Below are 14,516 nucleotides of genomic sequence, written 5' to 3' on the forward strand. Positions count from 1 at the left end.
ATGACGAGTCTCTCCAGCGTCGTGCTGGCCGCGAGCGAGCACGCCGAGGTCGTGCCGGTCGCCGCCGACGGCGTGTTCTCGTGGGTGTGGTTGGTGATCGCGATCCCCGCGGTCAGCGCCGCGATCCTCCTGATCGGCGACGGCGCGGGTGATCGCGGTCCGCTCGACCGCTTCGGTCACCTCCTCGGCACCGCGGCCTCGATCGCCTCCTTCGTCGTCGGTGTGGTCGCCTTCGTCGCGCTCCTCGGACGCGACGCCGCCGAGCGGGCGATCACGCAGGACCTGTGGACCTGGATCCAGGTCGGCGGGTTCGACGTGACGATGAGCGTCTACTACGACCAGCTCGCCGCACTGTTCGTCCTGCTGATCACCGGCGTCGGGTCCCTGATCCACGTGTACTCGATCGGCTACATGGCGGACGACCCACGCAAGCGCCGCTTCTTCGGGTTCCTCAACCTCTTCATCGCCGCGATGCTCGTCCTGGTCCTGGCCGGCGACTACCTCGTGCTGTTCCTCGGCTGGGAGGGCGTCGGCCTGGCCTCCTACCTGCTCATCGGGTTCTGGCAGGAGAAGCGCTCCGCGGCGGTGGCGGCCAAGAAGGCCTTCGTCGTCAACCGCGTCGGCGACCTCGGCCTCGCCCTCGGCATCATGCTGATGTTCGCGCAGTTCGGGACGACGAACATCCACGACGTCGGCCTGAACGTCCAGAACGCCACCCAGGGCGTCGCGACCGCGCTGGGCCTGCTGCTCCTGCTGGGTGCCTGCGGCAAGTCCGCCCAGGTCCCCCTCCAGAGCTGGCTGCTCGACGCGATGGAGGGCCCGACCCCGGTCTCGGCCCTCATCCACGCGGCGACGATGGTCACTGCCGGCGTCTACCTGGTGGTCCGTTCGGCGGCGATCTACGACCTGTCCGAGGTCGCCCGTACGGCGGTGATGATCGTCGGTACGGTCACGCTGCTGGTCGGCGCCTGGATCGGCTGCGCCAAGGACGACATCAAGAAGGCGCTCGCCGGTTCGACGATGAGCCAGATCGGCTACATGATGCTCGCGGCCGGGCTCGGTCCGGCCGGCTACGCGTTCGCGATCTTCCACCTGATCACGCACGGCTTCTTCAAGGCCAACATGTTCCTCGGCGCCGGCTCGGTGATGCACGGCATGAACGACGACGTGGACATGCGCCACTACGGCGCGCTGCGCAAGCTGATGCCGCTGACGTTCGCGACGTTCGCGATGGGCTACCTCGCGATCATCGGCTTCCCAGGGTTCTCGGGCTTCTTCTCCAAGGACAAGATCATCGAGTCGGCCTTCGCGACGAACTTCTGGGCCGGGCTGGCCGCGCTGATCGGCGCAGGCGTCACCGCGTTCTACATGACACGCGTGATGATCTTGACGTTCTTCGGCGAGAAGCGCTGGCGCGACGACGTCCACCCGCACGAGTCGCCCAAGATCATGACGATCCCGCTGATCGTGCTCGCGGCGCTGTCGGTCGCCGGAGGTGCGCTCACGTTCTCGAGCTGGATCAGCGACTGGCTGGCCCCGGTGACGGGGGAGGAGCACCACGACCTCCCGGTCCCGGCGATCGTGATCACGGCGATCATCGTCCTCGTGGTCGCCGCAGGTGTCGCGCTCGCGTACGTGCTGTTCGCGACGCGCCCGGTGCCCGACACCGCTCCACAGAACGTCTCGGTCTTCACTCGCGCCGGCCGCGCCGACCTCTACGGCGACGCCGTCAACGAGGCGCTGTTCATGCGACCAGGCCAATACCTCACCCGGTCGCTGGTCTACGTCGACGGCAGCGGGATCGACGGCGCCGTCAACGGCACCGCCGAGCTTGTCGGTGACGGTGCACGTGGCCTGCGCCGGCTGCAGACCGGATTCGTCCGGACGTACGCCGCCGAGATCTTCGGCGGAGCCCTCGTCCTCGTCCTGGCCCTCCTGGCGGTGAACCTCGCGTGAGTGACATGTCCTTCCCCTGGCTGACGGTCCTCTTGGTCGTCCCCCTCGTCGGCGGCGCAGTCGTCGCCTTCCTGCCGCGCAGCCGTCCCGAGCTGGCGAAGTGGACGGCGCTCGGCGTCTCCCTCGTGACGCTGGCTCTCTCGTTGGCGGTGCTGGCGCAGTACGACCTCGGCGCCTCCGGCTACCAGCTCGGCGAGCAGCACGCCTGGATCGAACCGCTCGGCGTCTTCTACTCCCTCGGTCTCGACGGCATCGGGATCACGCTCGTGCTGATGACGACGATCCTGGTCCCGATCGTCATCCTGGCCGGCTGGAACGACGCCGACGGCGCCCGCTGGAGCGTTCGTACGTTCTTCGCACTGATGCTCGCGCTCGAGGGCCTCGTCCTCGGCGTCTTCATGGCGACGGACGTGTTCCTCTTCTACGTCCTCTTCGAGGCGGCGCTCGTCCCCGCCTACTTCCTCATCGGCGGCTACGGCGGCGCCCGGCGCTCGTACGCGGCCCTGAAGTTCCTCATGTTCTCCCTCGCCGGCGGCCTGCTCATGCTCGCCGCGGTGATCGGCATGTGGGTGATCTCCAACGGCCAGGGCGACCCGTCGTTCCTGCTCGCCGACATGAAGGATCTCTCGGTCGGCACGGTCGAGGGGCGGTGGCTGTTCATGGGCTTCTTCCTCGCGTTCGCGGTGAAGGCCCCGATGGTCCCGCTGCACACCTGGCTCCCCGACGCCGCGTCGGCGGCCACCCCCGGCACGTCCGTGCTGCTGGTCAGCGTCCTCGACAAGCTCGGCACGTTCGGCATGATCCGCTTCTGCCTCGGGTTGTTCCCCGAGGCGTCGCAGTGGGCGAGCCCCGTCGTCATCACCCTGGCCGTCATCAGCATCCTGTACGGAGCGCTGCTCGCGATCGGTCAGGACGACATGATGCGGCTGATCGCGTTCACCTCGGTGTCGCACTTCGGGTTCATCGTGCTCGGCATCTTCGCGCTGACGTCGCAGTCGGCGTCCGGCTCGACGTTCTACATGTTCAACCACGGGTTGTCGACGGCGGCGCTGTTCCTCATCGCGGGGTTCTTGATCCAACGTCGGGGCTCGGCGCGGATCTCCGACTTCGGCGGCGTCCAGAAGATCGCCCCGATCATGGCGGGCCTGTTCCTCATCGCGGGCCTGGCCTCGCTCTCGCTCCCGGGCCTGTCGACGTTCGTCGGCGAGTTCCTGGTGCTCGCGGGCACGTTCACGGTGTCGACGACGGCCGCGGTGTTCGCCACGCTGGGCATCGTCCTGGCGGCGCTCTACATCCTCCTGATGTACCAGCGGACAATGACCGGCCCGCTGCGCGAGGACAACCGCGGGATCACGGACATGGTGCCGCGCGAGATCATCGCGATCGCGCCCGTCATCGTCCTGCTCATCGGGTTCGGCCTCTTCCCGCAGGTGATCCTCGACGTGGTCAACCCGGCCGTGTCAGAGACGCTCGACCACGTCCAGGTCGGCGACCCCGAGCCTGAGACACCGTCCTTCCCGACCGCTGAGGGGAGCTCGAAGTGAGCGCCGTGTCCCACCTCGCCCCGATGGCGCCGTCGCCGATCGACGCGCCCGACATCGACTACGCGACGCTGTCGCCGTTGCTGATCGTTCTCGGCGTGGCGGTCGCCGGCGTGCTCGTCGAGGCGTTCGTCCCGCGGGCGTACCGGTTCGTCACCCAGGCCGTCGTGGCCGTCGCCGGGCTGGTCGCCGCCTTCGGGGCGACCGTGTGGGTCGCCACCGACCTCACCGAGGTCGAGGGTGACGTCCCGGCGCGCGGCGGCCCGTCCGCAATGGGGGCGCTCAGCATCGACGGCCCGGCCGTGTTCACGTGGGGCACCCTGCTGCTGTTCGGCGTGCTCGGCATGCTGCTGTTCGCCGAGCGGCGCCTCGACGGGGGCCTGAGCGCGTTCACGAGCCAGGCGTCGACCGCGCCGGGGAGTGCCGACGAGCGTCGGGCCACCAAGCTGCGCATCGAGCACAGCGAGGTGTTCCCCCTCGCGGTGTTCGCGCTCGGCGGCATGATGTTCTTCGCCTCGGCCAACGACCTCCTCGCGATGTTCGTGGCGCTCGAGGTGCTGAGCCTCCCGCTCTACCTGATGTGTGGCCTGGCGCGTCGTCGCCGGCTGCTCAGCCAGGAAGCCGCCATGAAGTACTTCCTCCTCGGTGCCTTCTCGTCGGCGTTCTTCCTGTACGGGATCGCGTTCGCCTACGGCTACGCCGGCTCGTTCGACCTCGGCGAGATCTCGACGGCGGTCAGCAACCGGATCGGCGGCGAGAACCTCCTCCTGGCGGGCATGGCGCTGATCCTCGTCGGCCTGCTGTTCAAGGTCGCGGCGGTGCCGTTCCACGCGTGGACGCCCGACGTCTACCAGGGCGCGCCGACCCCGGTCACGGCCTTCATGGCAGCCGGTACGAAGGCTGCCGCGTTCGTGGCGATGCTCCGGATCTTCTACGTGGCCTTTGACGGCGCACGCTGGGACTGGACGCCTGTGGTCTGGGCCGTCGCGATCATCACGATGCTGTTCGGCGCGATCGTGTCGATCGCCCAGACCGACGTCAAGCGGATGCTCGCATACTCCTCGATCGCGCACGCCGGCTTCGTCCTCGTCGGACTGGCCGGCCTCGTGACCGGCACCGGCCTGACGAGCGTGTCGGCGATCCTCTTCTACCTCCTCGCGTACGGCGTGGCAGTGATCGGTGCTTTCGCGGTGGTCATGCTGGTGCGCGACGCGGGCGGCGAGACCACCCACCTCGGCCGCTGGGCAGGGCTCGGCAAGGAGTCGCCGCTGGTGGCGATCGCCTTCACCCTCTTCCTCCTGTCCTTCGCAGGGATCCCGTTGACCGGCGGCTTCATCAGCAAGTGGTCGGTGTTCGCGGCGGCCTGGGAGGGCGGCGCGTGGCCGCTCGTCGTGGTCGGCGTGGTGGCGTCCGCGATTGCGTTGTTCTTCTACGTCCGTGTGGTCGTCCTGCTCTTCTTCGCGGCGCCGCAGGGCGATGGCCCGACGGTCGCCGTGCCCAGCCCGCTGACCTCGTCGGTCATCGTCGTCGCGGCGGCTGTCACAATCGTCCTGGGTGTTCTTCCCGGTCCGGTGCTCGAGCTCGTGCAGCAGGTCGGGGCGTTCGTCCGTTGACCTGCCGCACGACCGAGGGAGCAGCAGCCGTGGCGTCAAACGCCTGGGGCATCGCCGAGTCCGACCCCACACTCGTTGCCCGTGTCAGCGACCGGATGGACGAGGTCGAGAAGCAGCTCAGTGCTGCCGTGCACGACGACGACGGGTTCGTCGGCGAGGCGGCGAGCCATCTGCTGGATGCCGGAGGCAAGCGGTTCCGCCCGCTCGTCGTCCTGCTGGCGGCCGAGTTCGGTGAGCAGCCGGGCTCCGTCGACGTCCCGCCTGCCGCTGTCGTCATCGAGCTCACGCACCTCGCGACGCTCTACCACGACGACGTCATGGACGAGGCGGCCCTGCGGCGTGGCGCGGCCTCGGCCAACGCCCGCTGGGACAACTCGATCGCGATCCTCACCGGTGACTACCTCTTCGCGGTCGCTTCACGGGTTGTGGCCGGGCTCGGCACCGACGCCGTCCGCATCCAGGCCGAGACGTTCCAGCGGCTCGTCCACGGACAGATCCACGAGACGATCGGCCCGCGCGACGGCCAGGACCCGCTCACGCACTACCTCGGTGTGGTCGCCGACAAGACAGGCTCCCTCATCGCCTCCGCCGCCCGCTTCGGCGCCATGACCAGCGGGGCCGATGCCGAAACGATCGAGGTGCTGACGGAGTTCGGTGAGCGGATCGGCTCGGTCTTCCAGCTCGCCGACGACGTCATTGACATCGCTAGCGCCACCGCCGACTCGGGCAAAACCCCGGGCACGGACCTGCGCGAGGGTGTTCCGACCCTGCCCACGCTGCTCGTCCAGCAGGCCGCGCGCACCGAGGATGCCCGGCTCCTGGAGCTGCTCTCCGGACCGATCGCCGAGGACGCCGCCGTCGACGAGGCGCTGTCCCTGCTTCGCGCCAACCCGGCGCTCGACGCGGCCCGGGCGTTGGTCCACCGCGACGCGGAGGCTGCGCGTGCGCTGCTCGACCGGCTCCCGGCCAACGCCGCCCGCGAAGCCCTCGCCGGGCTCTGTGACCGCGTGGTGACGCGCGTGGGCTGAGGTGGGCCGCATACTGGCATCACACGGCGTGGAGGTCGCAGGTGAGCAGGCACAGGTCGAACGCAGGTCTGGCGCTCTTCTCCGTCCTCACGCTGGCCGCGGCCGCCGGGATGGCCGCGTACGCCGCCTCTCTCGACCTGGGTCCGTCGTCGATGCTCCCGCTGGCCTGCCTGCCGGTCCTGGTGCTGGTGGTTGCGGCCGCTGAGGCCTACCAGGTCGAGGTCAGCGGCCCCACCAGCCCGGCGCGCTTCACGCTGGTCACGTCGACGATCGCACCGCTGATCTACGGGTACGACGTGGGGATGGTCGCCGCCGCTGTCGCTCTCGGCCATCTTCCGGGGCTGTTCTCGCGGTCGCAGCCCCGGCTTCGTGGCCTCACCCTCATGGCGCGGTGGACGTTCGGTGCGACGGTGGGCGCGATCGTGGCCGATCTGCTCGGTGTCGATGCGCGGCTCACCGTCCCCGTGGTCGTGGCGACCGTGGTCAGCCTGGCGGTCATCACCCTGGTCAACCTCGGGTGGGTGCTCGCCGAGGCGGCCCTCACCGATCCTGTGTCATGGCCGTACGCGGTCCACAAGCCGCTCTTCCTCACCGTGGTGGCTGCTGCCAGCTGGGTGATCAACACCCTGTTCGGCCTGCTGTTCGTCTTCGCGCTGGCGGGGAGTCCGCTCGGCGTGCTGCTGGTGCCGGTCCCGTTGCTGCTCGTCTTCTTCACCGCGCGCCTCTACACCGACGCGTACGCCGATCGCGGCCGTGTCGAGACCCTCAGCGAGGCGAGCCGGATCCTCTCCGAGCCGGTCGACCCGATGACCGCCGTCCGGCCGTTCCTCGAAGAGATCCGCGAGCGCTTCGGGGCGCGCATGGTCGCCCTGGTCATGGTGAGCGAGGACAACCGTCCGTCGGCCTTCCGGTGGTCTGCCGACGGCTCGTACGAGGACGAGGCACCGGTCAACCCCCTCGAGCGGCGGCTCGTCAAGCGCGGCGCGCTGACTCGTGTGGCAGCGAGCGACAACTCCGCGCTCGCGCGTCTGCTGCGTGAGGACGGTCGGCAGTCGTGTGTCTCGGCGCCGATGCAGCTGGGGACGCGCATCGTGGGCGTCATCGTCCTGTACGACCTGCAGGGGCCCACGCCGTACGCCGAGCGCTACCAGGTGTCGGTGCTCGAGACGCTGGCGCGCCAGACCGTGCACACGCTCAGCCGGGGCTGGGCGGTCTCGAAGGTCGTCCAGAACGAGCGTGCGCTCGCCGAGATCCTGCAGAGCACCTCGGACGGCATCTTCACCATCGACGCCGCGGGCGCGATCACGACGTGGAACCCTGCGTGCGAGCAGATCACCGGCCTGGCAGCCACCGAGGTCCGAGGGCGGCGCGATGCCCTCCCGCGCCTGCACGCCCGCACAGCATCGGGACGTCCCGTCGACCTCGTCAACTGGCGGGAGGTCGCGGACTTCCCGCGGGAGATGGTCATCACGGCGACCAACGGGGAGCAGCGTCAGCTGGCGTGCTCGTTCACGCGCGCCGAGAACAGCGACGGGACCCGTAGCCTGGTCGTCGTCGCGCGTGACATCACGCCGGCGACGGAGTTCCACGAGCTGAGCGAGCAGTTCAAGAAGCTCGTCGAGATGCAGGCCGCTCAACGCCTCGTCGTGGACCACCTCCAGCAGGCGGTGGCTCCGGAGCCGCCCGGGATGGAGGGCGTCGACATCGCGGTGGCCTACGTGGCGTCCGACCCGACCGCACCCACCGGCGGCGACCTCTTCGACTGGCACGAGCTGCCGACGGGCGAGCTGCACGTGGCGGTCGTCGACGTACTCGGCCACGGCGTCACGGCGACCCGCGACGCGCTGAGCGTGATTCACACCCTGAGGCACGTCGCCGTCGAGGGGACGCCGCTCGAAGACGTCGTCGCGCGTGCCGACATGCTGCTCGGGGCGCAGGACTCCGAGCTCGTCGCGACGGTCGTGGTCGCACGGTTCAATCCGAGCACCGGTGACCTCCGGGTGGCTTCGGGTGGCCACCCGCCGGCCGTGATCGTGGCACCAGACGGCTCCGTACGCCAGGTGGCCGGCAGCGGTGGCGCGATCGGGTGGCCGGGTGTCGGGAGCAGCGGCATCGCGGTTACCCGCCTGGAGGAGGGGGAGTCGCTCATCCTCTACACCGACGGTCTGGTCGAGGCACGGCGCGACATCATCGCCGGGATGGAGCAGCTCGAGAAGATCGCCAGCGAGATCGCCGGCCTGCCGGCCCAGGAGCTCTCCGACACGCTCGTCCAGCGCTCGCTCGAAGGCGCCGAGCGCCACGACGACGCGCTCGCGCTGGTGGTGCGCCGCGCTTCCAAGCCCGCCCTGGCGTCGTTCGCGCGCTGGGAGCTCAGCCCGCAGGCGACATATCTGCTCAGCCGCGTACGCCGGGAGATGCGTGAGTGGATGGCCGCGCACGAGATCGTCAGCGAGGATGCCCTCCTGGTCGCCGACGAGCTCCTGGCCAATGCCCTCGACGCCGCGCGCACCCGAGCGGTCCTGTCGGTGGAGGTCGCCGACCGGACCCTGACCATCGAGGCCACCGACGACGGCAGGGGCGATCCCCTTCTCAACGAGCACGGGAAGACGCGGCCCCCCGATGGCCGTGAGCGTGGCCGGGGCCTCTACATCGTGCGGCGGCTCTCGCGAGAGGTGCAGGCACTCAGCACCGTCGAGGGATCGGTCGTCCGCGCCCAGGTCGTCGCCGGACCTCGCGCGGACGCCTCCGTGAGCTGACGTCCGTCAGACGACGTTGGCGGCGGCGGCCCTGAGGGTACGGCGCCGGTGACGCGCGGCTTCGACGGTGATGATCACCAGCGCCAGCCAGACGAGCGCGAACCCGATCCAGCGGCCGGTGGTCATCTCCTCGTGGAAGAGCAGGACACCGAAGGCGAACTGCAGGATCGGCGCGAGGTACTGCAGGAGGCCGAGCGACGTGAGCGACAGGCGAGTCGCTGCCGCGCCGAAGAGCAGCAACGGGGCGGCGGTCACGACCCCGGACGACGCGAGGAGCAGGGCGTGGCCGACGCCGTCGGTGCCGAACGTCGAGGCGCCGGTCACGGCCAGGAACACGACGTAGCCGAGCGCGATCGGTGCGACGGTCGCGGTCTCCAGCGCGAGCCCCTCGACAGACCCGATCCCGGCCTTCTTCTTCATCAGCCCGTAGACGCCGAAGGTGAGGGCGAGGACGAGCGCGATGTACGGGACGCGGCCGTACTCCCAGGTCAGCTCGGCGACCGCGACGGCGGCGATCCCCAGCGCGACCCACTGCACAGGCCGCAGCCGCTCACGGAGGAAGAGCACGCCGAACGCGATGGTGATCAGCGGGTTGATGAAGTAGCCGAGCGAGGACTCCACGACCTGGCCGGAGTTGACGGCGTAGATGTACGTCCCCCAGTTGAGGGCGACGACGAACCCGCCGACCGCGACGTAAGTCAGCCGCCGCCGGTCGCGGACGACGACCATCGCGTGGCGCCACCGCCGCGCGGCCAGCAGCAGGACCGCCACCGTGACCAGCGACCACAGCACCCGGTGGGCAAGGATCTCGACGGGCGGTGAGGGCTCCAGCAGCGGCCAGTAGAGCGGAAACAGGCCCCACAGGAGATAGGCGCCAGCGCCGAACGCGAGACCTTCGGCGGAGTCGGTACGGCGCTGGGTCACCCCGGCAGGTTACGGCGAGGGCGTGCCGGTGTGCTGAGCGCGGGTGGCCCAACGTGCGAGCCGTCGTACGAGCTCACGGTGCGTCGCCGCCTCGTACGACCTCCCGTGGTGGCCGAGGGCGTCGTGCGCGACGCGTCCGCCGCCGATCTCGCGGATCCAGGCCAGCGGCTGGCGCCTGCCGCCGACGACCGTGCTGGCCAGCGGGACCACGTCGGTGGCGACCGCCAGCGCGGCGTACGCCTCGTCGTCTGTGGAGAAGTCGTCGAGGTCGGCGACCAGCTCGTGGGAGGAGCGTGAGACCTCGACCGTCATGGAGCCCACCGGCGGGTGGTACGACCGGTCCCAGTCCCAGCAAGCCCCCAGCATTCGCGGCCACTCGTCCCAGTCGTCGAAGCAGAGGGTGGCGGTGTGCATGGCGAGCACGCCGCGCCCGGCGGCCAGGTGCGTGGATAGCGCGTCTTTCAGCTCGAGCGGGGTGCAGAACCCGTGCGCGGCGGCCTGAGCCGCGTACCGCTCGGGTCGTCGCATCGTCCAGCGCAGGGTGTTGAACACGGCCAGCGACGCTCCCGGGAGGCGGGCGACGAGCTCGGACGCACTCTCGGTGACAGTCACGCTCCAGCCGTCCGCCGCGAGGATCGCCGTCAGAGCGCCGCTGGTCGTCACGAAGTCATGGGTGACACCGCCCGAGTAGACGACGGCGCTGCGCGTCATCGGAACGCTCATCGGCCGCTCCCGATACTTGACGTCAGAAGACTAACGACTGCATGCTAGCCGAACGGCCTCGGCGCGTGCCGTGAGCGGTTCGCGGAGGGAGCGGGCAGATGGCGGAGCAGGAGAGTGTCGTGGAGACGACGTTCGTCGTGGACACCTTCGAGATGGCCAAAGAAGCCTACCGTTGCAAGGATCTGCGGCAGTCGCTCTACGACGAGGGTGAGGTCGTCATGGCCGATGTCCTCGTGAACCTCCACGGGCTCGAACACCGCACCCGACGTCGCGCCGAGAACCGGATGTTTCGTCGTGAGACGTTCGACTACTACGAGGGTGAGCTCTTCCCTGAAGTGATCGAGAAGACGATCGCCCCGTACGTCGAGGCGGGGGCGGTGGACCTGGTCCACCTCGGTCACGAGCTGATGCTGAACCTCGCGGCGCTCACGGCCGGCGTCGACCGGCCCGAGGGCACGACCGAGGAGACGCAGCGGCTCTACGACCACATGATGCTCTTCGTGAAGGGAGCCACCCTTGCCCACGCCACGGGAGACAAGGACGCTCAGCGCGCATGCGTGTTCGAAGGCCTCGTGCAGTGGGACGAGGAGTTCCTCCAGCCGTCGGTGCGCAGGCGGGCCGCGATCCTCGACCAGATCGCCGCGGGCCAGGCGTCGGAGTCCGACCTGCCTCGCGACGTCCTGTCGGTCCTGCTGAAGGATCGCGAGGAGCTCGCGCTGAGCGACGAGATCATCCGGCGGGAGGTCGCGTTCTTCCTGCTGGCCGGCGCCCACACCAGTGCCACGGCCTTCGTACGTTCGATCGACCACATCCTCGGATGGCTCGAGGAACATCCCGAGGATCGCGCGCTGCTGACGTCGAGGGCCTTCGTCCAGCGGTGCATCCACGAGACCATCCGTCTCAACCCCTCGAGTCCTATCGGCAAGCGTCGTGCGCTCGCGCCCGTGTCGTTCAAGTCCGGCGACGAGGTGCCAGCGGGCGGCACGGTCGTCATCGACCTCATGCAGGTCAACCGAGACGTCTCGGTGTTCGGCCCGGACGCTGCCGTGTTCAACCCGCACCGAGTGCTCCCGCCGGGCGTCGGGCCGTTCGGGCTCTCGTTCGCCGCCGGGATGCACGTGTGCATCGGGCAAGACCTTGCCGCCGGCGTCCTGGGCAACGACCCGGACGCGTCCGACGGGCAGCTGTACGGCCTCGTGACGTCCGCGGTCCAGCGGATGTTCGACGCAGGTGTCGCCAGCGACCCGGACAACCCGCCGCAGCGGGACGCGAACACCGCGCGCCCGTACTGGGGCGTCTATCCGGCGACCTTCCCGGTGGGGGCCTGACGTGGGCTTTCGGCACGTCGTCCTCTTCCGGTGGGCCGACGGCGCCACGGCGGCGCAGCAGGACGACGCGCTCGCGGCCCTCGTGCGTCTGGGTGAGCAGATCGCCGACCTGGGCAGGTTGACGGTCGGTCGTGATGCCGGGTCGACGCCGGGGAACGCTGACGTCGCGGTGACGGTGGACTTCCCGGACGCATCGGCGTACGAGGCGTACGCGACCAACGAGCATCACGTGCGCGTCGTCACGGAGAAGATCCGGCCGATCCTCGCCGAGCGGACCGCCGTGCAGCACCCGACCTGACATTCGCGCTCGCGACGGGTCGTGGTCGTGATCGTGCGTGCGACAATCGGGACCGTCATTCCAGTCAAGGCGAAAGGCTCCTCCTAGATGACCCAGGAAACCGTCATCGCCGAGCTGCAGCGGCTAGGCATGTCCGGCTACGAGGCCAAGGCGTACATCGCGCTGGTGGCGGCTGGCGCCCCGCTCAACGGGTACGAGGTGGCCAAGCGATCTGGTGTCCCGCGCAGCACCGTGTACGAGACGCTCAACAAGCTCTGCACGCGCGGCGCCGCGTACGAGGTGCGCACGGGCGACGACAACGTCGGCTACCTCTCGTTGCCGCCCACCTCGCTGCTCGACAGGCTGCGCCGGGACTTCGAGAGCTCGATCGAGGTCCTCAGCGCGCAGCTCCCCGAGATCACGGCCCCGCCCGAGGTTCGGTTGCTGCACGGTCTGGACAGCCAGCCCGGACTGGTGCTCCGTGCCCAGGACGTGGTTGCCGCTGCTCGTCACGATCTCTTCGTCTCCGGCTGGCCGTCCGAGATCGAGACCCTGAAGGACCTGATGAAGGAGGCGGCCGGGCGCGGTGTCGAGGTCTCGGTGGTCAGCTTCGGCCGCGACTCGGACCCGGTCGGCAGCACGACCGAGCACCGCTACTCGGAGCCGGACGTCGTCCTGGAGAACCTGGGGTGCCGGCTTCTGGTGGTGGCGGCCGATCGCAACCAGGCCGTGATCGGGGGCCTGACAGAGCGCGGCGCGTGGGGTGTCTACACCGACGACCCGGCCGTGGTTCTCGTCGCCGTCGAGTTCGTCAGGCATGACATCGCAATGCATCTGGTCGTCGACCGTCTCCTCGACCCCGCGGCCTTCGAGGAGTTCTGGGTGAACGACGACGCGATCAAACGCCTGCGCGCCGACCACGGTGCCGCAGCCGAGGTCCTGCGACAGACCTACCGCCATTCGCAGCACGGCCGAGGAGCCTGACGGCGTCCTTCCTGAGATCTGGCCAGCATCCTCTTGACGTTATAGAACTAACGACTAATGATGTGGCGAGAGACGACGGAGGGCACGATGGCGTACAGGGTCGAGGTCGACCAGGACCTCTGCATGAGTTCTGGCAAGTGCGTCGCGGACGCGCCGCAGGTCTTCGCTTTCGATGAGGACGAGATCGCCGAGGTCCGCGCCGAGCCGGGTGAGGTGTCCGACGAGAAGCTGGTCGAGATCGCTCGCCACTGCCCGTCCGGTGCGATCCGTCTCCTCGAGGGCGACCGCGAGGTCCTCGTCTGACCCAAGGTGGTCACAGGCGCAGGAGCCTCGTGGCGTTGCGGGACAGGGCGTCGGCGAGCTTGCCGGGCTCGGGGGCCTCGGCGCCGTCCCATCCGGCGAAGTTGGTGCCGAACACGAGGTGGTCCGTCCCGACCGCATCGATGAGGCATGCGAGCGCACGGTCGCTGTGGACGTGAGTGTCGAACCACAGCCTGCGCAGCTGGCGCTCGAAGCCGCCGTCCGCGAGGTCGGGTGCGGCCCAGGGGCGCCGCCGCGCCGCGCTTGCCAGCCGGCCGGCCAGCAGCGCGGTCGCGCCGCCGCCATGGGAGACACAGACGTCGAGGCCGGGATGTCGATCGAGCACACCGCCCAGGATCAGGGTGGACACCGCCAGCGTCTCGTCGTACGCGAAACCCACGAGGAGGTCGAGGTCGAAACGGCGCAGTCGACGGTCAGCCGGAGGGCCCTCGGGGCCGAGGGGGCTGGGGTGCAGGAACAGTGGCACATCGAGCTCGACGAGGGTCTCGTAGAACGGGTCCATCGCGGGGTCGTCGAGGGCGCGGAGGGGATCGGTGTCGATGGCGGCTGACACCAGTCCGAGGTCGCTGACCGCTCGCCGGAGCTCGGCCACTGCGGCGTCGACGTCTTGCAGAGGGAGCTGCGCCGCACCGCACAGGCGGTCGCGGTGGTCGCCGACGACCGTGGCGAGAGCGTCGTTGTGCTTGCGGCAGTAGGTCACCGCGTCGTGGACGGCGAGGTCGCCGAAGTAGGTCAGCGGGTTGGGCGACAGCATCTGCAGGTCGATGCCGACCTCGTCCATCCGCGCGATCCGCAGGTCCGGGTCCATGAACGGGCTGTCGCGATAGCGGACGCCGTGCAAGACGTATCCACCGACGCGGTACCACGGTTGATCCGGGTCGGCGCTGAGCTCGGGACCTGCATCGCCGGCCGCTCCGAGCGTCTCGGCGAGGACCGCGTGGGCGTGGACATCGATGACGCGGAGGGTGTCGTTCTCACCACGGGGAACGGGACTCATCTCGGCCTCCGGTAGTCGCGCGTATCGTCACGACGTCCACCCTAGAGGCTGGACAGGCGGCGCCGCCG

At 69.5% G+C, this 14,516-nt stretch carries 12 protein-coding genes; 9 read left to right on the top strand and 3 right to left on the bottom strand.

The genetic code is table 11. The annotated features are described in order from the left end of the window. The 5 genes from nuoL to ACFSDF_RS05030 all read left to right on the top strand — a co-directional run bounded on the left by nuoL (position 1) and on the right by ACFSDF_RS05030 (position 8,894). Positions 1 to 1,956: an NADH-quinone oxidoreductase subunit L gene (gene nuoL, locus ACFSDF_RS05010; protein WP_167005880.1), complete on the top strand. Its 1,956-nt coding sequence runs from the start codon at positions 1 to 3 to the stop codon at positions 1,954 to 1,956. A 5-nt stretch (positions 1,957 to 1,961) separates the two neighbouring features. Then, on the top strand, positions 1,962 to 3,500 hold the full coding sequence (locus ACFSDF_RS05015) for an NADH-quinone oxidoreductase subunit M (RefSeq protein ID WP_182397110.1): 1,539 nt from the start codon (positions 1,962 to 1,964) through the stop codon (positions 3,498 to 3,500). Between the two features lie 23 nt (positions 3,501 to 3,523). Continuing rightward, positions 3,524 to 5,110, top strand: a complete 1,587-nt coding sequence (nuoN, locus tag ACFSDF_RS05020) for an NADH-quinone oxidoreductase subunit NuoN (RefSeq protein WP_167251753.1) — start codon at positions 3,524 to 3,526, stop codon at positions 5,108 to 5,110. A 95-nt stretch (positions 5,111 to 5,205) separates the two neighbouring features. Further along, entirely contained in the window at positions 5,206 to 6,138 is a 933-nt protein-coding gene (locus tag ACFSDF_RS05025; protein ID WP_167007133.1) for a polyprenyl synthetase family protein, read from the top strand. Between the two features lie 41 nt (positions 6,139 to 6,179). Then, complete coding sequence (locus ACFSDF_RS05030) at positions 6,180 to 8,894, top strand: SpoIIE family protein phosphatase (protein ID WP_167005874.1); 2,715 nt, start codon at positions 6,180 to 6,182, stop codon at positions 8,892 to 8,894. 6 nt (positions 8,895 to 8,900) lie between these two features. On the opposite strand, the gene rarD is transcribed toward ACFSDF_RS05030, so the two are convergent. Both rarD and ACFSDF_RS05040 read right to left on the bottom strand, forming a co-directional pair. After that, complete coding sequence (gene rarD, locus ACFSDF_RS05035; RefSeq protein ID WP_167005871.1) at positions 8,901 to 9,818, bottom strand: EamA family transporter RarD; 918 nt, start codon at positions 9,816 to 9,818, stop codon at positions 8,901 to 8,903. Between the two features lie 9 nt (positions 9,819 to 9,827). Next, positions 9,828 to 10,541 carry a ThuA domain-containing protein gene (locus tag ACFSDF_RS05040; RefSeq protein ID WP_208322935.1) on the bottom strand — a complete coding sequence of 238 codons (714 nt, stop codon included), beginning with the start codon at positions 10,539 to 10,541 and terminating at the stop codon, positions 9,828 to 9,830. Positions 10,542 to 10,639: 98 nt separating this feature from the next. On the opposite strand from ACFSDF_RS05040, the gene ACFSDF_RS05045 reads away from it, so the two are divergent. From ACFSDF_RS05045 to ACFSDF_RS05060, 4 genes are all read left to right on the top strand, one after another. Next, positions 10,640 to 11,869 (top strand): cytochrome P450, encoded by a 1,230-nt coding sequence (locus ACFSDF_RS05045; protein WP_167005868.1) that lies wholly within the window; start codon positions 10,640 to 10,642, stop codon positions 11,867 to 11,869. A 1-nt stretch (position 11,870) separates the two neighbouring features. After that, on the top strand, positions 11,871 to 12,167 hold the full coding sequence (locus ACFSDF_RS05050) for a Dabb family protein (protein WP_377156512.1): 297 nt from the start codon (positions 11,871 to 11,873) through the stop codon (positions 12,165 to 12,167). Between the two features lie 87 nt (positions 12,168 to 12,254). After that, positions 12,255 to 13,130 (top strand): TrmB family transcriptional regulator, encoded by an 876-nt coding sequence (locus tag ACFSDF_RS05055; RefSeq protein WP_167005862.1) that lies wholly within the window; start codon positions 12,255 to 12,257, stop codon positions 13,128 to 13,130. Between the two features lie 87 nt (positions 13,131 to 13,217). Further along, positions 13,218 to 13,433 (top strand): ferredoxin, encoded by a 216-nt coding sequence (locus ACFSDF_RS05060; RefSeq protein ID WP_377156515.1) that lies wholly within the window; start codon positions 13,218 to 13,220, stop codon positions 13,431 to 13,433. A 10-nt stretch (positions 13,434 to 13,443) separates the two neighbouring features. Here the strand turns inward: ACFSDF_RS05060 and ACFSDF_RS05065 are convergent, their stop codons facing one another. Then, positions 13,444 to 14,448, bottom strand: coding sequence for an amidohydrolase family protein (locus ACFSDF_RS05065; protein WP_167005856.1), 1,005 nt, complete (start codon positions 14,446 to 14,448; stop codon positions 13,444 to 13,446). Positions 14,449 to 14,516: the final 68 nt, after the last annotated feature.

The organism is Mumia zhuanghuii (genome assembly GCF_042681565.1).
Taxonomy (GTDB): Bacteria; Actinomycetota; Actinomycetes; order Propionibacteriales; family Nocardioidaceae; genus Mumia.

Coding starts and splice junctions, on each gene's coding strand:
- nuoL (WP_167005880.1), top strand. CDS start 1: ATGACGAGTCTCTCCAGCGTCGTGCTGGCCGCGAGCGAGCACGCCGAG.
- ACFSDF_RS05045 (WP_167005868.1), top strand. CDS start 10,640: ATGGCGGAGCAGGAGAGTGTCGTGGAGACGACGTTCGTCGTGGACACC.
- ACFSDF_RS05065 (WP_167005856.1), bottom strand. CDS start 14,448: ATGAGTCCCGTTCCCCGTGGTGAGAACGACACCCTCCGCGTCATCGAT.
- nuoN (WP_167251753.1), top strand. CDS start 3,524: ATGGCGCCGTCGCCGATCGACGCGCCCGACATCGACTACGCGACGCTG.
- ACFSDF_RS05015 (WP_182397110.1), top strand. CDS start 1,962: ATGTCCTTCCCCTGGCTGACGGTCCTCTTGGTCGTCCCCCTCGTCGGC.
- ACFSDF_RS05025 (WP_167007133.1), top strand. CDS start 5,206: ATGGACGAGGTCGAGAAGCAGCTCAGTGCTGCCGTGCACGACGACGAC.
- ACFSDF_RS05040 (WP_208322935.1), bottom strand. CDS start 10,541: ATGAGCGTTCCGATGACGCGCAGCGCCGTCGTCTACTCGGGCGGTGTC.
- ACFSDF_RS05060 (WP_377156515.1), top strand. CDS start 13,218: ATGGCGTACAGGGTCGAGGTCGACCAGGACCTCTGCATGAGTTCTGGC.
- ACFSDF_RS05055 (WP_167005862.1), top strand. CDS start 12,255: ATGACCCAGGAAACCGTCATCGCCGAGCTGCAGCGGCTAGGCATGTCC.